At 56.2% G+C, this 19,020-nt stretch carries 17 protein-coding genes; 4 read left to right on the top strand and 13 right to left on the bottom strand.

Annotated elements, in window-relative coordinates:
• Positions 1-2 precede the first annotated feature (2 nt).
• Positions 3-203, bottom strand: a complete 201-nt coding sequence (locus SJI03_RS24990) for a hypothetical protein (RefSeq protein WP_099380756.1) — start codon at positions 201-203, stop codon at positions 3-5.
• 179 nt (positions 204-382) lie between these two features.
• Between SJI03_RS24990 and SJI03_RS24985 the strand changes: the two genes are divergently transcribed.
• A complete protein-coding gene (locus SJI03_RS24985; protein WP_322428993.1) occupies positions 383-2,080 on the top strand; it encodes a M1 family metallopeptidase in 1,698 nt (565 codons plus the stop codon).
• Positions 2,081-2,172: 92 nt separating this feature from the next.
• Here SJI03_RS24985 and SJI03_RS24980 read toward each other — a convergent pair whose 3' ends face one another.
• The 6 genes from SJI03_RS24980 to rpmH form a co-directional block, all read right to left on the bottom strand.
• On the bottom strand, positions 2,173-2,472 hold the full coding sequence (locus tag SJI03_RS24980; protein ID WP_219312175.1) for a hypothetical protein: 300 nt from the start codon (positions 2,470-2,472) through the stop codon (positions 2,173-2,175).
• Positions 2,473-2,481: 9 nt separating this feature from the next.
• Positions 2,482-3,861: a tRNA uridine-5-carboxymethylaminomethyl(34) synthesis GTPase MnmE gene (gene mnmE, locus SJI03_RS24975; protein WP_099380759.1), complete on the bottom strand. Its 1,380-nt coding sequence runs from the start codon at positions 3,859-3,861 to the stop codon at positions 2,482-2,484.
• 185 nt (positions 3,862-4,046) lie between these two features.
• Positions 4,047-5,777: a membrane protein insertase YidC gene (gene yidC / locus SJI03_RS24970; protein WP_099380760.1), complete on the bottom strand. Its 1,731-nt coding sequence runs from the start codon at positions 5,775-5,777 to the stop codon at positions 4,047-4,049.
• An 11-nt stretch (positions 5,778-5,788) separates the two neighbouring features.
• A complete protein-coding gene (yidD, locus tag SJI03_RS24965) occupies positions 5,789-6,049 on the bottom strand; it encodes a membrane protein insertion efficiency factor YidD (RefSeq protein ID WP_099380761.1) in 261 nt (86 codons plus the stop codon).
• Entirely contained in the window at positions 6,046-6,483 is a 438-nt protein-coding gene (gene rnpA, locus SJI03_RS24960; protein ID WP_099380766.1) for a ribonuclease P protein component, read from the bottom strand. The genes yidD and rnpA overlap by 4 nt, the downstream gene beginning before the upstream one ends.
• Before the next feature lie 23 nt (positions 6,484-6,506).
• Positions 6,507-6,641: a 50S ribosomal protein L34 gene (rpmH, locus tag SJI03_RS24955; protein ID WP_010401996.1), complete on the bottom strand. Its 135-nt coding sequence runs from the start codon at positions 6,639-6,641 to the stop codon at positions 6,507-6,509.
• A gap of 513 nt (positions 6,642-7,154) precedes the next feature.
• On the opposite strand from rpmH, the gene dnaA reads away from it, so the two are divergent.
• The 3 genes from dnaA to gyrB all read left to right on the top strand — a co-directional run bounded on the left by dnaA (position 7,155) and on the right by gyrB (position 12,386).
• Positions 7,155-8,549, top strand: coding sequence for a chromosomal replication initiator protein DnaA (gene dnaA / locus SJI03_RS24950; RefSeq protein WP_034781304.1), 1,395 nt, complete (start codon positions 7,155-7,157; stop codon positions 8,547-8,549).
• 150 nt (positions 8,550-8,699) lie between these two features.
• Positions 8,700-9,806 carry a DNA polymerase III subunit beta gene (dnaN, locus tag SJI03_RS24945; protein WP_034754341.1) on the top strand — a complete coding sequence of 369 codons (1,107 nt, stop codon included), beginning with the start codon at positions 8,700-8,702 and terminating at the stop codon, positions 9,804-9,806.
• 81 nt (positions 9,807-9,887) lie between these two features.
• A complete protein-coding gene (gene gyrB, locus SJI03_RS24940) occupies positions 9,888-12,386 on the top strand; it encodes a DNA topoisomerase (ATP-hydrolyzing) subunit B (RefSeq protein WP_322428992.1) in 2,499 nt (832 codons plus the stop codon).
• Between the two features lie 444 nt (positions 12,387-12,830).
• Here gyrB and SJI03_RS24935 read toward each other — a convergent pair whose 3' ends face one another.
• The 6 genes from SJI03_RS24935 to SJI03_RS24910 form a co-directional block, all read right to left on the bottom strand.
• Complete coding sequence (locus SJI03_RS24935) at positions 12,831-13,508, bottom strand: hypothetical protein (protein ID WP_322428991.1); 678 nt, start codon at positions 13,506-13,508, stop codon at positions 12,831-12,833.
• Positions 13,505-14,647, bottom strand: a complete 1,143-nt coding sequence (locus tag SJI03_RS24930) for a hypothetical protein (protein ID WP_322428990.1) — start codon at positions 14,645-14,647, stop codon at positions 13,505-13,507. Before SJI03_RS24930 ends, SJI03_RS24935 begins: the two co-directional genes overlap by 4 nt.
• Entirely contained in the window at positions 14,640-15,626 is a 987-nt protein-coding gene (locus SJI03_RS24925; protein WP_322428989.1) for a hypothetical protein, read from the bottom strand. The genes SJI03_RS24930 and SJI03_RS24925 overlap by 8 nt, the downstream gene beginning before the upstream one ends.
• A 360-nt stretch (positions 15,627-15,986) precedes the next feature.
• The gene (locus SJI03_RS24920) at positions 15,987-16,892 is read right to left on the bottom strand and encodes a hypothetical protein (protein WP_322428988.1); all 906 of its coding nucleotides are present in this window, start codon (positions 16,890-16,892) and stop codon (positions 15,987-15,989) included.
• A gap of 2 nt (positions 16,893-16,894) precedes the next feature.
• Positions 16,895-17,935, bottom strand: a complete 1,041-nt coding sequence (locus tag SJI03_RS24915) for a hypothetical protein (protein WP_322428987.1) — start codon at positions 17,933-17,935, stop codon at positions 16,895-16,897.
• Positions 17,936-18,194: 259 nt separating this feature from the next.
• Positions 18,195-19,019, bottom strand: a complete 825-nt coding sequence (locus tag SJI03_RS24910; RefSeq protein WP_322428986.1) for a restriction endonuclease — start codon at positions 19,017-19,019, stop codon at positions 18,195-18,197.
• Position 19,020 lies beyond the last annotated feature (1 nt).

Here is a 19,020-nt window from a genome sequence, read left to right as displayed (position 1 = left end):
GCTCAACGGTGGTATTGCGCCTCTTCCGCGTAGGCCATGCCGCAATTCTTGCCGCAGAAGCGGCGCACGGCGTCGAGCGGCTTGTCGCAATACCAGCACGCGCCTTTTGGCGGCAAGGAGGCGATCAATTCCGGCATGGCGGGCAGTGGCCGCGCCACTACCTCATCCTCGCACTCCACGACATCGGGCTGTTTGCTGTCCATGGCGCTTCCTTTCCTAGCGGCACTTCAAGGCCGCTCAGCAAGATTACGTCAGCGCAGTTTGCAGCCCATGACATTTCTCAACGGCGGCCACGCTTGCCCCATCGGCGTCTTGAAATTTCCAAACGACAACGTTGTCACTTCACACTACAATCAGTGTTCCGTTCACTTGCGCCTTCGCCATGAAACACATCCCCCTGCTGCTCTCCTGCTTGCTGCTCAGCGCCTGCGCCACGCGCGCGCCCACCGCCTACACCCTCAATTCGGGCGCCGAACGCACGCCGGAACAATTGGCAGTGGTGTTCGAACACGCCGACCTCACCCTGCGCATCGACCCGGCCAGCCGCAGCATCGCCGGCGATGCGCGCCTGACCTTCCTGGCGACGCAACCGATCTCGCGCTTCGCGCTGGACCTGGACCACAACCTGCCCGTCGACAGCATCGAAATCGACGGCAAGGCGCTGCCGCCGCAGGACTATGCCAACCCGGACGGACGCCTGAGCATGACCTTGCCGGCCACCCTGGCGGCCGGCGCGCGCACCACCATCCGCATCGTCTACCACGGCGTGCCGCACGTCGCCGTGAAAGCGCCGTGGGATGGCGGCATGGTGTGGTCGAGCACGGCCGATGGCGCGCCGTGGATCGCCAGCGCCGTGCAAGGCGAAGGCTGCGACCTGTTCTGGCCCTGCATCGACCATCCGATGGGCAAGGCGCGGCTGATCGACCAGCACATCATCGTGCCGGCACCGCTGGTGGCGGCCGGCAACGGCATCGCGCTCGGCATGGATGAGGCCAACGGCTGGCGCACCTGGCACTGGCGCGCCAAGCACCCGAGCACCTATGGCATCGCCCTCAACGTGGCACCCTACCGCAGCCTGCAGGGCGAGTATGCGAGCCGCTACGGCAACCGCATCCCCCTGCAATTCTGGTATCTGCCGGAAAGCGAGGCCAAGGCGGGCGCCCTGTTCGCGGAATTGCCGCCCATGCTCGATTTTTTTGAAAGCGTCATCGGCCCCTACCCGTTCGGCGATGAAAAAGTCGGCATCGCCGAAACGCCGCACAAGGGCATGGAACACCAGACCATCAATGCCTATGGCAACAAATTCGCCAAGACCAGCTATGGCTACGATGAGCTGCTACAGCATGAATTTGCGCATGAATGGTTCGGCAACCAGCTCACCAACAGCAACTGGGACGATATGTGGCTGCACGAAGGCTTCGGCACGTACATGCAACCGCTGTACATGCAATATCTGCGGGGAGAACAGGAGTATTACGCTTCGTTGCAGCAAATGCGCGCCGGCATCGTCAATAAGGCGCCCATGGTCTCGGGCAAGCCGAAAACCGAGGAAGAAGTGTACGACCTGAAAAAGGGCGGACCGGGCGGCGATATTTATGTGAAAGGGGCGCTGGTGCTGCACACCTTGCGCGGACTGATCGGCGACGACGCCTTCTTCCGCGCCGTGCGCCTGCTCGTGTACGGCACGGAACAGCCGCAGCCGGGCCAGTTCCAGCCGCGCTATGGCAGCACGAAGGAATTCATGGACATCGTCTACAAAGTCACGGGCAGCAATTACGACTGGTTCTTCCAGGCCTATCTGTACCAGGCCGCACTGCCGGAACTGTCCGCCGTGCGTGACGGCGACACCTTGCGCCTGATATGGAAGACGCCGGCTGACATCGCCTTTCCGATGCCGGTGGAAGTGCGTATTGGCAAGGAAATCCATACCGTTTCCATGTCGCTGGGATTTGGCGAACTGCCCCTGCCGGCTGGCGCCACGTACACGCTCGACCCGCGCTCGCGCGTGCTGCGCCAGGCCGAGCATATCGATGCCTTCCAGAAGTTCAGGGAAGAACAGGTAAAAGGAAAGAAGGGGTAACAAAACCGGGGGTCAGACCCCCTCGCACGTTAGCAATGACCTTTGTGTTAGCGGTGTTGAGGGTCTGACCCCCGGTCTTTCACGGTTCGGACTTATTTCCGAAAGCTCCTGACCGCATCATTCGCATGCGCGTCGATGACTTTGTGAATTGCCGGCTGCCCCGCATATTTCACGCGCAGCCGCTTCCACTGCCGCTGCGCCTGGCCGCACGAGCTGGCCACGGCTTGCGTGATCTCGCGCTGGCGCGCCTTGTCGTTGTCATCCCACTCGCCGGCAAAATGCTCGCACATCTGGGCGTTCTCGACGAACCGCGCCACGTCCTTCGGCAACTTTTCCTGCGCACCGGCCAGCAGGGGCAGGCAACTGAACAGCAGAGCAAGCAGCAGCTTCATCGAATTTCCTTATTTGCCGATGCAGAAACGGCTGAAAATCACGCCCAGCAAATCGTCAGGCGAGAACTCGCCCGTGATGCTCGACAGCTGCACCTGCGCCAGGCGCAGCTCTTCGGCGAACAGGTCCAGCGACTGGTCGTCCTGCGCCGCGTGTTCGGCGGCGATGTCCAGGTGCTTGCCGGCCGATTTGAGCGCGATCAAATGGCGTTCGCGCGCCAGGTACAGCGATTCGCCCGTCTGCTGCCAGCCGGCGATGCGCAGCAGCTCGGCGCGCAGCAAGTCGATGCCGATGTGCTCGTGCGCCGACAGATACACGTGGGTGGCGTCGGGCAGGCTGTCAACGCTGGGCTTGTGGCCCGACAGGTCAATCTTGTTCCACACGCGCACCACGGGTACGCCTTCTGGGAAGGCGGCGACGATGGTTTCGTCGGCCAACGTGGGGCCATGATCTGCGTCAAGCAAGTGCAAAATCACGTCGGCCTTGCCGATCTCGCCCCACGTGCGTTCGATGCCGATGCGCTCGACGGCGTCGATGGTGTCGCCCGCGCTGCGGATGCCGGCCGTGTCGATGATGTTGAGGGGAATGCCCTCGATCTGGATGGTTTCGCTGACCTTGTCGCGCGTGGTGCCGGCGATCGGCGTGACGATCGCCACGTCGGCACCCGCCAGCGCATTCAACAGCGACGACTTGCCCACGTTCGGCTGGCCGGCCAGCACGACATTGAGGCCTTCGCGCAGCAGCGCGCCTTGCGCTGCTTGCGCAAACACTTTATTCAAGGCTGCGATGACGGCTTTCAATTGACCGCGCGCATTCGATTTTTCCAGGAAATCGATCTCTTCTTCCGGGAAGTCGAGGGTCGCCTCGACCAGCATGCGCAAGCCCGTCACCTGCTCCACCAGCGCGTGGATGGTGTTCGAGAACGCGCCCGACAGCGATTGCGAAGCGGACTTGGCCGCCGCTTCCGTCGACGCGTCGATCAGGTCGGCCACGGCTTCCGCTTGCGCCAGGTCAAGCTTGTCATTCAAAAACGCGCGGCGCGTGAATTCGCCCGGTTCGGCCAGGCGCAGGCCGCTGTCACGGCCCGCTTCCAGCACGCGCGCCAGCAGCAGTTGCAGCACGATGGGGCCGCCATGGCCCTGCAGTTCCAGCACGTCTTCGCCCGTGTACGAATGCGGGCCCTTGAAGTGGATGGCGATGCCCTGGTCGATGATGGCGCCGTCGCTTTCAGTGAATGGCAAATAGGTGGCGTGGCGCGCTTTCAGTTGCTGCGCGCCGAACAGGGCCGTCATCAGGGGTGCGAGGTTTTTGCCGGAGGCGCGTACCACGCCGATGCCGCCGCGGCCGGGAGCGGTGGCGATGGCGGCGATAGGGGAAGAGTCGAGTTTCATGGGGTAATTGTAATGTATTCGGGGAAGGCTGCAGGGCCGCGCTATTGTCAGCGACAAACCGGTGCACATGAAGGGGGCGCTCAGTGGAAAGCCGGCAAAACCCACTTTTTTTTGACATCGTACCCATTGGGCACGATGTCAAAAAAAAGCCCGCGCGAGGCGGGCTTTCGATTCGCTGGCCGGACTTACTTGACGGCTGGCGCGTATTTCTTGGTGATCACCCATTGCTGGCCGATCGACAGGACGTTGTTGACGACCCAGTAGAGTACCAAGCCCGACGGGAAGAAGAAGAACATCACCGAGAATGCCAGTGGCATGAACAGCATCATCTTCGCTTGCATCGGATCGGCCGGGGCCGGGTTCAGCTTGGTCGTGATGAACATCGAGATCGCGTACAGCACGGGCAGGATGCACCATGGGTCATGCTGGGCCAGGTCGGTGATCCAGCCGATCCATGGCGCGCCGCGGATTTCCACGGACGCGTTCAAGACCCAGTACAGCGCGATAAAGACGGGCATCTGGATCAGGATCGGCAGGCAGCCGCCCAGCGGATTGATCTTTTCCGTCTTGTACAGCTCCATCGTGGCCTGGTTCATCTTTTGCGGATCGCCCTTGAAGCGTTCGCGGATCGCTTGCATCTTCGGCGTGACCAGTTTCATCTTGGCCATGCTGCGGTAGCCGGCGGCCGACAGCGGGAAGAACAGCAGCTTGATCAGGATCGTGAAGGCGATGATGGTCCAGCCCCAGTTGCCCAGCACGCTGTGGATCTGTTCCATGACCCAGAACATCGGCTTGGCGATGATGGTCAGCCAGCCATAATCCTTGACCAGTTCCAGGCCAGGCGAGACGTTTTCCAGCAGGTGCGCGATTTGCGGACCCGAGTACAGCTTGCTGTCCATGCTGGCCGAGGCGCCTGGCGCCAGGGTAGGCAGGGGCAGCACGTTGCCGATGGCGTACAGGTTGGGGCCGACCTTCTTCGTGAAGATGTCGCGCTTGGCGTTCTCAGGCGGAACGAAAGCGGACACGAAGAAGTGTTGCGAAATCGCAAACCAGCCGCCATTCGCCGTCGCCGGGTGCAGGCCCTTCATGGCATTGTCGTTGCCCTTCTTCTCGTCTTCCACGGCCGCTTTTTCGATTTTCTCGAACGTCAGCTTCTGGTACTTGTCTTGCGGCGTGTACAGGGTCGGACCCGTGAAGCTGCTGTTGAAGAACGAATCGCCGACCGGCTTGTTGCCGTCATGCGTCAGTTGCAGGTACAGCTGCGGCGTGACAGGAGCCGCGCCCACGTTGGACACGTCATGGCGCACGTCGATGACGTAGTCGCCGCGCTTGAAGGTAAACGTCTTGGTCAGCTTGACGCCGCCTTCGACCGCTTCCATCACCAGTTGAATCTGCTTGCCGTCGGCCAAAGTACGCACGCCAGGCTGCACGGTGAAACCGCTCGCATGGGTCGGGAAGGGACCGCCGACCAGGCCCGATTGCGCCAGGTAGGTGTGGTTCGCGCCTTCGTCGAACAGCACTTCGTTCTGCTTGCCATCGTCCGGCTGGCATACCTTGAACAGGCCGAAGCAGCCGCCAAACCAGCCCGGATTACCCGCGCCCTTGAATTTCAGCAATTCCAGACGCTTGACCTGGCCGCCCAGGGTATCGATATCGACTTTGATGACGTCGGTGGTGATGGTAATCACTTCGCGCTTGAACGCGGCGGGATCGACAGCCTCACCCGGCAGGGCAGGCACGCCTGCCGCAGCTGGCAGGGCAGCCGTCTTGGCAGGGGTCGCAGGTGCCTTGGCGGTTTGTTCCGTGTTCGCGGAGAACATCGACGGCTTGCCGTTCGAGATCATCCATTCGTTCCAGAGAATTACCAGCGAGACGGAAAACACGATCCACAGGATGGTACGTTTATTGATATCCATTAGGGTATTTGTCAGGAGTGGTTGCAACCGCAAGCGGTCGTTGAAGATTGTTTAGCATCGGCCGGCGGCACCGGGTCGACGCCCCCTTCATTCCAGGGGTGGCAACGGCACAGGCGCTTGGCAGCCAGCAGGCTGCCCTTGGCCGTACCGTGCACGCGCAGCGCTTCCATCGCGTAATGCGAACAGCTCGGATAGAAACGGCAATTCTGTCCCAGCATGGGGCTGATCAGCAACTGATAAGCACGCAGCAAGAACAGCAGCAGGGTTTTCATGGCGCGGATGGTGGTGGCGCAGCAACAGAACGGGCCTGGGCGGCGATTTGCGCCGCGAACAGGCGGCTCAATTCCTCACGCAGCTCGGCTTTGAGCTGGGTCGTGGTAGCCGGACCATCCTTGCTGTTGACGGCGCGCGACAAACGCACCACGCAGTCGACCGGCGGCATCGCGCTGTTGCGAAACAGCTCGCGCGTGACGCGCTTGATCGTGTTGCGGGTCGCCGCGCGCGGCGCGAAACGCTTGGCCACAACGACGCCCAGCCGCGCATGCGGCAATTGATTGTGTCGGGTGTACAGCACAAAATGCGCTGTTTTTTGCGAAGGGCGCAAACGAAAAACGGATGAAAATTCATCCGTTTTAACGATACGCCGAACGCGCGCGAAGTCGTGTGAACCTTCGCGTTGATTGCCGACTGGAGTACAGCTAGCCACGCGATCAGCTGTCAACGACAAGCCTAGACGGCCAGACGTTTGCGGCCCTTTGCGCGACGTGCGTTGAGCACATCACGGCCACCACGGGTAGCCATACGAGCGCGGAAGCCGTGCGTACGCTTGCGGCGAACGACGGAAGGTTGGTAAGTACGTTTCATGTTGGTCTCGCTAAAAACAAAAAAAATGCAAAATCGGGTCTGACGTCCCGTCAGTTTTTGGTGCCAATGACAATCGCGCACTTATGCCAAGGCACAAGCTGGCCAATCTCATCGCCCGCTTAATCCACGCTTAGTCCATATTGTCGTTCCAAATGAATAAACACGGAATACGGGCGGGGAACCCTGAATTATTCAGCATATGCCCCCCTCTTGTCAAGGATTGCCGTGATCGCCTGGAAATTTCCGCGCCGCCCCCCATCTGCCGGCAAGGCCCCGCCACAGGCCGCGCCAGCACTGCGTGTGGCGGGATAACCGGGGGATAAGTCGCCTCTTATGCACATGGCGCCCCACCCTGCCACAGAAAAATAAGCGTCGTGCCTGTGGATAACTTTGACAGTCGGGAGTAGAATAGCGCGTTACGTGTGGCGAGCCCTCGCGCGACGCCGGCCTTGCAACACGGTGAACGCAGGGCAGAATCGATACGCCCTCCCACACCTTTTCACATAGACATACATGGATAATTTCTGGCAGGCCTGTTCCGCGCAGTTGGAACTGGAGCTGACACCGCAACAATTCAGTGCGTGGATCAAACCGCTTATCCCTCTCGATTACGAAGAGGGCAAGCTGCGCATTGCTGCGCCCAATCGCTTCAAGCTCGATTGGGTCAAGACCCAGTTCGCCAGCCGCATCACTGCGCTGGCCATTCAGTACTTCGAAGCGCCGACGGAAGTGCAGTTCGTGCTCGACCCGCGCCTGGCCCTGCCGAAGAAACCCGTCACCGCCAGCACCCCGGCCAGCGATCCGAATGGCGGCGCGCCCAGCGCACGCGCCGCGGAGCCGCAGCCCAGCGTGCCGGAACTGAGCATTGGTGCCGCGCCGCGCCGCGAGCAGAGCCGCATCAACACCGACCTGACCTTCGACAGCTTCGTGACGGGTAAAGCCAACCAGCTGGCGCGCGCCGCCGCCATCCAGGTGGCGAACAATCCGGGCGTGTCGTACAACCCGCTGTTCTTCTACGGCGGCGTCGGCCTCGGTAAGACCCACTTGATCCACGCCATCGGCAACCAGGTGATGGCCGACAATCCGGGCGCAAAAATTCGCTACATCCACGCGGAACAGTACGTTCGCGACGTAGTGACCGCTTACCAGCGCAAGGGTTTCGACGACTTCAAGCATTACTATCACTCGCTTGACATGCTGCTGATCGATGATATCCAGTTCTTTGGCGGCAAGAGCCGCACGCAGGAAGAGTTTTTCTATGCGTTCGAGGCATTGATTGCCGCGAAGAAGCAGATCATCATCACTTCGGATACGTATCCGAAGGAAATCACGGGCATGGACGACCGTTTGATCTCGCGCTTCGATTCAGGCCTGACGGTGGCCATCGAACCGCCGGAACTGGAAATGCGCGTGGCGATTCTGCTGAAAAAAGCCAAGCAGGAAGGCGTGACCTTCTCCGACGACGTGGCTTTCTTTGTCGCCAAGCACTTGCGCTCGAACGTGCGCGAGCTGGAAGGCGCGCTGCGCAAGATCCTCGCGTACTCGCGTTTCCATGGCAAAGACATCACGATCGATATCGTCAAGGAAGCCCTGAAGGACTTGCTGTCGGTGCAGAACCGCCAGATTTCCGTGGAAAACATCCAGAAAACCGTGGCCGACTTCTTCAATATCAAGGTTGCCGACATGTATTCGAAGCGCCGCCCCGCGAATATCGCCCGGCCGCGCCAGATCGCCATGTACCTGGCCAAGGAATTGACACAGAAGAGCCTGCCGGAGATCGGCGAGCTGTTCGGCGGCCGCGACCACACCACGGTGCTGCATGCCGTGCGCAAGATCGCGCTGGACCGCACCAAGAACCCGGAATGCAACCACGAGTTGCATGTGCTGGAGCAAACGTTGAAGGGCTAAGCACGGCTTTGGCAAGACTGGCTCAAAACGTGCTTTACCCTTATTATCTGGGAGGGCGCCGCAGCCGGTCTGTCGGGGCTCCCCATGGCAACAATTGTTAAATTAATACGTTAAACGTCGTACTGTTCAACCTATACATTGAGGATAAATATGCAATTGGTCAAAACCACCCGAGATACCCTTCTCCGGCCACTGCAGATCGTGAGCGGTATTGTCGAGCGTCGGCACACTATGCCGATTCTGGCCAATATCCTCATCCGCAAAGACGGTGAAAATGTCTCCTTCCTGTCGACCGACACCGAAGTGCAGATCACCACGCACGCGGAAATCGGTTCCGGCGCGGACGTCACCGGCACCACCGTGGCCGCGCGCAAGCTGTTGGACATCCTGCGCGCCCTGCCCGAATCGGGCGACGTCACGATGACCCTGCTGAACAAGCGCCTGACCGTGCAAACGGGCAAGTCGCGCTTCGCCCTGCAAACCCTGGCGGCGGAAGAGTTTCCAACCGTGCAACAGGCGGAAAGCTACAACGCGTCCGTCACCCTGCCCCAGAAAACGTTGAAGCACCTGTTCAACATGGTGCATTTCTCGATGGCGCAGCAAGACATCCGCTATTACCTGAACGGCTTGCTGCTGGTTCTGGATGGCAATAATGTCATCGCCGTGGCCACCGACGGTCACCGCCTGGCGTTTTGCCAGGTGGCCACCGAGCAGACGTTTGCACGCCAGGAAGTGATTATTCCACGCAAGACCATCATCGAACTGCAGCGTCTGCTGGAAGAAAACGATGAGCCGGTGCAATTGGACATCGCCGCCAACCAGGTGAAACTGACCTTTGCCGACATCGAGCTGATCTCGAAGCTGGTGGAAGGTAAGTTCCCCGACTACACGCGCGTGATTCCAAAAGGCTACAAAAACGACTTCACCATCGGCCGCGATGAACTGCTGCGCTCGCTGCAACGTGCCGCCATCATGACCAGCGACAAGTTCAAGGGCGTGCGCTGCATCATCACCCCGGGCAGCATGAAGATCAGCTCGACCAATGCGGACCAGGAAGAGGCCGTCGAAGAGCTGGAAATCGATTACGGCGGCGACTCCGTCGACATCGGCTTCAACGTGACGTATCTGCTGGACGTGCTGAACAACCTGAAATGCGAATACGTCAACATCGCGCTGGGCGACTCGAACTCGTCCGCCCTGATCTCCATCCCCGACAATGCCGACTTCAAGTACGTCGTCATGCCGATGCGGATTTAAGCGTAACCCAATGCAAAACTGGGGTCTGATCCAACAGGGTCAGGCCCCGCAATCAGCAATCGTTATTTGAGAAAGCAGTCCATGTCCGAGAATCCACAAGACACCCCGATCCAGGCCAAAACGGAAGAATACGGCGCCTCCTCCATCCAGATCCTGGAAGGCCTGGAAGCCGTACGCAAACGCCCGGGCATGTACATTGGCGACACCTCGGACGGCACCGGCTTGCACCATCTGGTATTCGAAGTGCTGGACAACTCGATCGATGAATCGCTGGCCGGCCACTGCACGGAAATCCACGTCACCATCCACAGCGACAATTCGATCTCGATCACCGACAATGGCCGCGGCGTGCCGACCGGCCTGAAAATGGACGACAAGCACGATCCGAAGCGTTCGGCGGCAGAAATCGTCATGACCGAGCTGCACGCGGGCGGCAAGTTCGACCAGAACTCGTACAAAGTATCGGGCGGTTTGCATGGCGTGGGCGTGTCCTGCGTCAATGGTCTGTCGAAATTGCTGAAACTGACCATCCGCCGCGATGGCAAAGTGCATCACATGGAATTCGTGCGCGGCGTGCCGCAAGACCGCCAGATCGTCATGGTCGGCGACATCGCCACTTCCCCGATCAAGGTCATCGGCGACACCGACAAGCGCGGCACCGACGTGCATTTCTGGGCCGATGAAGAGATTTTCACGCACGTGGAATTCCACTACGAAATCCTGGCCAAGCGCATCCGCGAACTGTCCTTCCTGAACAATGGCGTCAACATCAAGTTGTCGGACCAGCGCACAGGCAAGGAAGAAATCTTCGCCTTCGAAGGCGGCACGCGCGGCTTCGTCGAATACATCAACAAGGCCAAGTCGGTCTTGCACCCGACCATTTTCCAGGCCACGGGCGAGCGCATGTCGGACCAGGGCACGAACATCTCGGTCGACGTGTCGATGCAGTGGAACGATGCCTACAATGAACAGGTACTGTGCTTCACGAATAACATCCCGCAACGCGACGGCGGCACCCACCTGACGGGCTTGCGCGCAGCAATGACGCGTGTCATCAACAAATACATCGATGAACACGAGTTCGCCAAGAAGGCGAAAGTGGAAATCAGCGGCGACGACATGCGCGAAGGCCTGACCTGCGTCTTGTCGGTAAAAGTGCCGGAACCGAAATTCTCGTCGCAGACGAAAGACAAGCTGGTGTCGAGCGAAGTGCGCGGCCCCGTCGAAGAGATCGTCGCCAAGACCCTGGCCGACTACCTGCAGGAAAAACCGAACGACGCCAAGATCATTTGCGGCAAGATCGTCGAAGCGGCGCGCGCCCGTGAAGCGGCACGCAAGGCCCGCGACTTGACGCGCCGCAAAGGCATCATGGACGGCCTGGGCCTGTCAGCCAAGCTGGCCGACTGCCAGGAAAAAGACCCCGCCCTGTGCGAACTGTACATCGTCGAGGGTGACTCGGCAGGTGGCTCGGCAAAACAGGGGCGCGACCGCAAGTTCCAGGCGATCCTGCCGCTGCGCGGTAAAGTGCTGAACGTGGAAAAAGCCCGTTTCGAAAAAATGCTGTCGTCGGAGCAGATCACCACCCTGATCGCCACCCTCGGCACCTCGATCGGACCGGATGAATTCAACGTCGAAAAACTGCGCTACCACCGCATCATCATCATGACCGATGCGGACGTCGACGGCGCCCACATCCGTACCCTGCTGCTGACCCTGTTCTACCGCCAGATGCCGCAACTGGTCGAGCGCGGCCACATCTACATCGCGCAACCGCCGCTGTACAAGGTGAAGTCGGGCCGCGACGAGCGCTATCTGAAAGATGACGCCGAGGAAGCGAGCTACATGATGACGGTGGCGCTGAACACGGCCGTGCTGGTGCCGCGCACAGGCGCGGAAGGCATTTCCGGCGAAACGCTGACGGAACTGGTGCGCAAATTCAACTTGTCGAACACCATCATGACCCGTCTGACGCGCGTCATCGACCGCGCCGCCCTGACGGCCATCATGACGGGCGTGCAGCTGGACCTGTCGACCCTGGACCTGGCGGAAACCTCCGCCCTGGCCCTGCAGACGGCCATCAACGACAGCGCCGTGCGCGTGCATGTGCGTTCCGACGACTTGTCGGAAAAACACATGCTGCGTATCGAGCGCATGCACCACGGCAACGTGAAAGTCAGCGCCATTGACGCCGATTTCGTGCAGGGCCCGGACTACGCCGTGCTGAGCAGCGGCGCCGCCACCTTCGAAGGCCTGATCGGCGAAGGCGCCTTCGTGCGCCGCGGCGAAGGCGAGCGCATCAAGGAAATCGCCGTGGTCGACTTCCACCAGGCCATGCAATGGCTGCGCGACGAAGCCGAACGCACCGTCTCGAAACAGCGCTACAAAGGTCTGGGCGAAATGAACCCGGATCAACTGTGGGAAACGACGATGGACCCGACCGTGCGCCGCCTGCTGAAGGTGCAGATCGAAGATGCGATTGCGGCAGATCAAATCTTCACGACACTGATGGGCGACGACGTGGAACCACGCCGCGCCTTCATTGAAAACAACGCATTGCGCGCGGGCAATATCGACGTGTAATCCAGCTTGTCGGGTGACACAATTAGTGCAAACTGTGCCAAGTTAGTGAAAAAAGCGTGCCACTGAAATTGAAAAAGCCAACCGACGAGGTTGGTTTTTTCATTTGACTCTACTTTTCAAACTTGTCGACACCAAGCGCCATAGCTCAGACGCTCGTCTGGGTCAAGAGCGCAACCGCATTTGTATACCAACGCAAATCGACGCCCTGCGGAAGGGGCGGATGAGCACGCGCGCGTTGTAGCGCCGGATCCCAGCATTCCTGCTTTTAGAGGTGGCGTTGTCTTCCCGATGTACTTCAATTCACCGTCGGTGACGTACGCATATAGGATGTTCTTACTTTCGGTAAGTGCACACAGGTGCAGTGTTGGTCCGCGTTCTTCCAGCAGCCAGTGCCCTACCGGTTGGCATCCGATCTTCAGGCGGCGATTCATTCGTATGCCCGTTCTAAGGATTTTCCGTCAAACTCTGGCGGACGATCCGGATATAGTCGTTCAGGTGTTCTTCCGGAATCCTAGCGATACCAGAGTTGGACATATGGATTGGAAACACGAGTTGGCCAACCGGGATTTTCACTTGAATTTTTTCCAGCGTAGATTTCCTTTTGCCCGATAGCTGTTTCAGAGCGTCACGAACGTCTTTCCCGCCCTTCAGCAGAATTTTTGCGCTAATTTCCGGTTCGAGTTCAAGACCAGCGACCTGAAGCGAATCGACAATCACTTTCTTGCCCAATTGTTTTTGGAGAGTTTCAACCCACAGCAAGAGATCGACGGTGATTGGCTCCACCGCAACCGAGAAATTACATAGTTCGAGTACCTTGCTGAGGAATTCGCGCGTACTCCGGTGAGCATCGCGCAGCTCAATATTCGGGAATTCTGAAAAAAAGGTGAAGTCAATTCGCCGGTATGTTATCCGATCAAATGATTCTTCGTTTCCGAACGGATCGGTAACGGTCTCCTTATAGTTCAGCTTTTCGATGTAGTGGGCTTCGATGGAGTCATCGCGAACTCGTTCGATTACGAACCCGTCAAAACTGTCCGGGGTAAAAAGCTGCGTCTTCATTTTCGCGGCCAGCGTCCTAATCGTAACGGGCCACTGAGCTTTCAACCACCGAACTCGTTTCATGATTGGGTTCCTGACATAGGCCGCACGGCGGCGGACTCCGATTCGGCGATGGCCTTTCGGATTTCCGAAATGATGCGACTCGCGGTCTGCTCGATGGTTGCCAGGAATTCTTGCCTGTCTTCAGTCGAAATCGGACGCAGCGTCTTCGTGTATTCGCCGTCGGAAAAATTCAATGCGCCGCGCACGGAATACTTGAAGCCTTTTCCCGCACCCGGCTCTTCGAACGCGGCTTCGAATTCGACAATCGGATACGGCACTTGCGTTTGTTTCGACCGCCAAATAATCGAGGTGATGAAGAACCCTTTTTTCTGAAGGCTTTGGTACTCTTCGGACGCGAGCAGACTTTCCCCCTTGAGAGCTACGTTCCTAACCAATGCCAATGCTTCCTGCTTTGCGAGATCCTTGCCTTGATCGTCCTCAAGGTCTAGCTCGTCGTCGTCAACTTCCCGCTTGATCGGCTCGACCTTGACACTCGTTACATTGTCGAGCTTGAAGCCGTTCAATGAACTGATCAGCGAAGTGAAGAACTGCGTCCTCTGGGCCGCAGTAGAAAATTCCGATATCTCGATGAGCTCCGTCGGGATATCGGCCTTCTTCCTGCCGTCGAGGCGGTCCTTCAAGTCGCTGACGATTTCCTTCGCCTTCGCGTTTGCGGGCATCCGCACAATCGTCTTGTCGCCTTCAACGTGAAACTCGATGCCGGCCTCCTTCGGTGTGCGCTGGACTAAGCGAGTCTTCGAATAATCGATTTCGGAGTACTTGACGTTGACCACGTATTGGTCCGTCCCCTTTTGATGCGCGGTTGCCTTCTCGTCCGGCGGGGAATCGGCGATATATTCTTTCGCTATCTCCTTGATGTCTTCTATCGTCAGCGCGGCATTGAGGGTCACCGAAGTGATTTTTTCCGCGCGACCGGCATGCTCGCGCTGGTCCAGGATAATGTTCAGGTCGTTGTAGTCGTGAGTCAGCAACGACAGGCTGTCAACCAAGGTTTCCCGACTGTCTTTCGACGAATAGAAGATGCCCCTGTCCTTTGCCAGTTCGAGGATCACGGCTGGGCTGATGCGCTGTCTCGATGACATCAGGACATCATAAATTTCCTTATCGGTCGCACAGTACAGCAGCGTGTTCTTAGCCATTGTCCATCCCCAATTCAAGTTCAGAAAATTTCGTTCGCACGTCGTTAATCTGGGAAAACTGGATCGAATTCAGGCGTTCCTTGATGTCACTACCGCCGCCGTATTCATCGACATACTGATCCTTCGCCTTGCCGAAATGCGCTGCCGCACTCGGATGGGCGTCCAGCGTCTTGATAAAAACGTCTGTGCCGTCCACGAGGACTTGGTAGTGCATGAGGTAGTCGATGAGGTACAGGTACTCTTCCACAGACGTTCCCCGCTGCCTGCAAAAAACGACGAAGCCCTTTCTGTTCTGTTTCTTTGGGTCCGTATATGACAGCACTATCCAAGGCGCAGTAAGCATTTCCAACGTACACGCTTTTGCGTGTTCGAGTTGCACGTTCTTCCGCCGTACCAGATGCGGGTAAAAATATCGGCAATATTCCCGGTCCGGCAGGATGCCAGCGCTACCGCGCATATAGGCGATTTCGTGATGCACGTTGTTCAACCAATACACGTCGCTTGGCCCGAACACGACGACTTTCGACTTGGTCGGGATATCGAGCTTCTCGTTCTTGATCTGGGTCAACAACCCATTGAAGTCCTTGTCGTATTCCCCGTCATGGTTGTATACGAACAGCAGGCCACAAATTTCCGGCGAAATGTGGTCGTGCAAAAAATTGGTCCGGAACTCTTCGCTTTTTTCGGCGCAGCTGATCGCTCTCGCGAGACTTTCAATCGCGGACCGAATGCTGCCGACAGTAATCGAACCTTTACCGTAGCTCTTCAGGTCACAGTTCACGTAGGTTCGAGCCTGCCGATATGGTTCTTCATAGTAGAAGACCACATCCGACGGATGCGTTTTGACCTTGTGGGTGGCTTCGTCCTCGCACGGCCAATTCAGGTTTGTCGGCCCCATTCTTTGCCAAAGGAATTCAGCGAAAATCTCTTTCGACAGCTTTTCGGCCATTTTGGCCTTGTTGATTGTTTCACCTGCCATCGTCACTCCCTTAGAATTGTTCTTTTCTTGCCAGGCGTCGTGTCAACGCATTTAGTGTAGATGGCATGCAGATGGCTCTATGATTGCCAATTTCATAATTTTAGCAAATCAAGCTCTCTATGCCTATGAATTAATCAGAACAGGCATGGGGATCTGAATTTGAAATCGCTCTGCTTTCCTTACGGCAAGGAACGCATATCTCATGAGCAAGCGCGGCGGCATTACCGCCATACAGATGCAGCTTGGCCAGCGGACCATCGCGTACAAGGTACCCATGCCGAACACGCGGGAAAAGACCGAGGTGCGAAAAGTGGTTTCCAGGTCTAGCTCGGCCATATGAGAAATTGCCGAGGCTGCAACTTACAATTCCGAAGCAATAATTCTGCCAAGAACAAGCGCAACAACAGAAAGGGCTATTTTGTTTAGCGGGTTGAAAAAAACATCTGCGTCGGGAATTTCACGAGACGATGCACTTTGATTGCTCCCGGAAAGATGATGAAAGAACTTATTTCTAACATCTACGAGAAAGTCAAAACTGTCCAAGAAATCCACACTCGCGCCGAGAGCGGTACGAGTACAAAGTTTTGAATGATTACCCTGCAAGTATGAAGAATATTTATCCGCATATGCTGCCGGATAGTCAACGTCATAGACATGATTACTAAGAATTTGGTTACCCTCGAACAAAGCTTTTATGAATTTTCCACAGAATTTTAGTTCGCCATCTCCTGTCGAAATTAATGCACGTAGATCGTGAAACGCCTTTATATAGTCGCGAGAATGTCTTGCATGAAACAGCGGCAGAGCATAGCTCATGTGTTCTATGGCTCGATAAACATAGACGAAGGCGGATAAATGATTTCCTTTTGCATCGGCTATTAGCGCACGAGCCAACTCGTTCAATAAGACGTCAAAAAAACCTTTCCTGCTTCCGGCGGCGGAAAAGAAATTCTCAAGCGGCTTCAATAATGTCACTGGCAAGAATGATCCTGCGCGATCTTGAGCACCCAGATTCGGAAATGCGCGCGACAATTCTGTGTGAAGCGAGTAACCGGATATTGCCGGAGCGCCGACGCAAAAATAATTAATCCTTTGATTTGCCGAATCGCCGCCAACCTTTCCTACGCGAACCCCACCCAGAAGCAACCTAAAAAGGACTAGCGATTGCGGACTATTCGTGAGTAGACATAATCGCAAATTTGGATCAGTAGCTTCACTCCGCAGAGGGTAACTGTTCTCAACCTCAATGAAAGGTGATGTGTACAACTTTAGATCTCCTGGCTAATGTTATCCAGCATCTCGTCTTGATCCATTTCTTTATATTTAGCGATGTTTGCGATCAGATGGGAAACTGCCTTTCTACGCGCGTTACCTAGCTTAATTTTTGAAATGTTGATCGCGGTGAATGCATTTTCAAAAGTTTCAATTATTTGACCCATCTCCGCTACCGGGATATTAGATATTTTCTTCGCTGTCTGACGAGCTCCAGCGCAGAAACCGATTAAGTTATTTTGTACGAGTATCCATGAGCGAGTATTTTCAGCGCTGTGAAGGCGGTCAATTTCATCGAGCACCAATTCAAACGTATTTTCAGATGACGTGATGTCCGAATGCATAATTTTTGAGGCAATCAGTTCATCCATTTTTTCTTGGATTATTTTGTCATTATCGATGTTAATGCTCTCACTCAAGAAAGCGAGATACCCTTTAATAAGATCGACCTTTTTAAAAGCACCTCGCTTTCGCTTTTGTCCTAACTTTCGCTTTTCGGTAAGAACGATTCTGTCCTCGTCCTCGAAGTCATAGACATTGGAGGCAACAATTTCAATTTGATGGCGTGCAGTCATGGGTTTTTGCCCATTGTTAAGCGTAATCATCCGATAAAGCAAAAGATCCATCGACCCGCAAATGAGAACGTTCAGATAAAGCTTTCGGTTTAATGGAAAGTTCACCTCATCTCGACTGTGCGCCCGCTTAAGCGTATTCAACCGCTGCATTCCGTCTAAAATGAAGCATTGATCTATATTTTCCAAGATATAGCGTTTTGTTTCTTGTTTTGTCGGGGTCGTAGAAACTATTTCAGGATCAACTATGGCCAGGGTGAGGGGCGGCATTATGCAACCATCGACAATGTCACGAGCTAGTCGGTCATAGAATTTCGGATTTTGAATCTCGCGCTGTATATCGAGTTTCCCCATTAGTGGAACCAGATTATCCAGAGCAAATTCATAGTTGGCCTGTGCACTGACGAAAATACTTCTAATAACATCGTCTCGTTCCACGCTATGGATGTTAAGTACTGTTGGCATGTTTATCCTTGGTATAATCGTTCGGCGAAACTCCGCCTAGGCGGAGATATTAAATGGCAGTTTTACATTCGAAAAAAATTGTAGCCTCGAGCGCCTCTTCTGTAATATATAGTTCGTCATGAGGGAAAATAGTTCCGAAAATTTCACACGAAAATACGCGTTTTTTGTAATAAGTGCATGCCGTGACATTCTGAAAGGAAAGCCGGCACGCCTTTCACGGCAAGTGAAGTGAACGATATCGGCATCGGCAGTGCAGGCATTACGTCGTCCCTTGAAGTAGCATGTCTGCAAGTTCGGTCGTTGGGGCCCATAAACCGGATTCGCCTTGCAGATAGTTTTGACACAAGGAAACGATTTTGCTCTCCGTCCCGAGGCGAACTATGTGCTGTTCGACTTCAGTTCGACCGTTCATAACATCGGTGGTGAATCCCGTTGATGAAAGTAACAATCCCGTTGTCCCGTCAGCTGCTCGTGCGATCACGTCGATCAGTGATTTTAGAGCTGTGCGACCGGGTTTCTTGCCGCTACCTGCCCAGTGCTTGACCTCGACAAGAAACGTCTTACTCCCACTAAGACCGGTACACTGAAGTTCAAGATCGAATCCGCCGTCCTTGCCCGAGCGCGTTAGCCGGGTCATGAATCCCATTTTTTCAAACACCTCGCGAAGTACACGTTCTAAATCTCGCCATTCGACATCCTTCAAGCACAACGGATTCTCAGCGATAGCAATTGCTATACCTCTCATCGCAGCACGAACAATGATTTCCAGCCCCGACGAAGCGATGGTGAGCGAATCGCTAGTATCTGGTGCGCTTACTTCGCTTAAGAAGCGTTTTAGAGTGATCCTTCCGGACGATGAAATCTGAATGCGTCCATCTGCTTCGAGTTCAAATGCTCTTTCCTTAAGGTAGCGCCAAGATCTGCCGCTTGGAGGAAATTTTCCGTGCCATTCGTATTGTAAAATCGGTCGATCAATAGGCGCAGTTACATCGACCGAAACATACGGCCCTCGCAGATCATTGTCGGGATTTTTGTATCGAGACCGATCCAATGGAGTCGTAGTTGATTTCCGTTGACTTGTCATG

The organism is Janthinobacterium sp. GMG1 (assembly GCF_034427795.1).
In the GTDB taxonomy this organism is placed as follows: Bacteria; Pseudomonadota; Gammaproteobacteria; order Burkholderiales; family Burkholderiaceae_D; genus Janthinobacterium.
This window is presented reverse-complemented; position numbering and strand designations above follow the sequence as displayed.

Excerpts from the sequence above, each read along its gene's own strand:
- SJI03_RS24990 (WP_099380756.1), bottom strand. The coding sequence starts at position 203 with ATGGACAGCAAACAGCCCGATGTCGTGGAGTGCGAGGATGAGGTAGTG.
- SJI03_RS24985 (WP_322428993.1), top strand. The coding sequence starts at position 383 with ATGAAACACATCCCCCTGCTGCTCTCCTGCTTGCTGCTCAGCGCCTGC.
- SJI03_RS24980 (WP_219312175.1), bottom strand. The coding sequence starts at position 2,472 with ATGAAGCTGCTGCTTGCTCTGCTGTTCAGTTGCCTGCCCCTGCTGGCC.
- mnmE (WP_099380759.1), bottom strand. The coding sequence starts at position 3,861 with ATGAAACTCGACTCTTCCCCTATCGCCGCCATCGCCACCGCTCCCGGC.
- yidC (WP_099380760.1), bottom strand. The coding sequence starts at position 5,777 with ATGGATATCAATAAACGTACCATCCTGTGGATCGTGTTTTCCGTCTCG.
- yidD (WP_099380761.1), bottom strand. The coding sequence starts at position 6,049 with ATGAAAACCCTGCTGCTGTTCTTGCTGCGTGCTTATCAGTTGCTGATC.
- rpmH (WP_010401996.1), bottom strand. The coding sequence starts at position 6,641 with ATGAAACGTACTTACCAACCTTCCGTCGTTCGCCGCAAGCGTACGCAC.
- dnaA (WP_034781304.1), top strand. The coding sequence starts at position 7,155 with ATGGATAATTTCTGGCAGGCCTGTTCCGCGCAGTTGGAACTGGAGCTG.
- dnaN (WP_034754341.1), top strand. The coding sequence starts at position 8,700 with ATGCAATTGGTCAAAACCACCCGAGATACCCTTCTCCGGCCACTGCAG.
- gyrB (WP_322428992.1), top strand. The coding sequence starts at position 9,888 with ATGTCCGAGAATCCACAAGACACCCCGATCCAGGCCAAAACGGAAGAA.
- SJI03_RS24935 (WP_322428991.1), bottom strand. The coding sequence starts at position 13,508 with ATGAAACGAGTTCGGTGGTTGAAAGCTCAGTGGCCCGTTACGATTAGG.
- SJI03_RS24930 (WP_322428990.1), bottom strand. The coding sequence starts at position 14,647 with ATGGCTAAGAACACGCTGCTGTACTGTGCGACCGATAAGGAAATTTAT.
- SJI03_RS24925 (WP_322428989.1), bottom strand. The coding sequence starts at position 15,626 with ATGGCAGGTGAAACAATCAACAAGGCCAAAATGGCCGAAAAGCTGTCG.
- SJI03_RS24915 (WP_322428987.1), bottom strand. The coding sequence starts at position 17,935 with ATGCCAACAGTACTTAACATCCATAGCGTGGAACGAGACGATGTTATT.
- SJI03_RS24910 (WP_322428986.1), bottom strand. The coding sequence starts at position 19,019 with ATGACAAGTCAACGGAAATCAACTACGACTCCATTGGATCGGTCTCGA.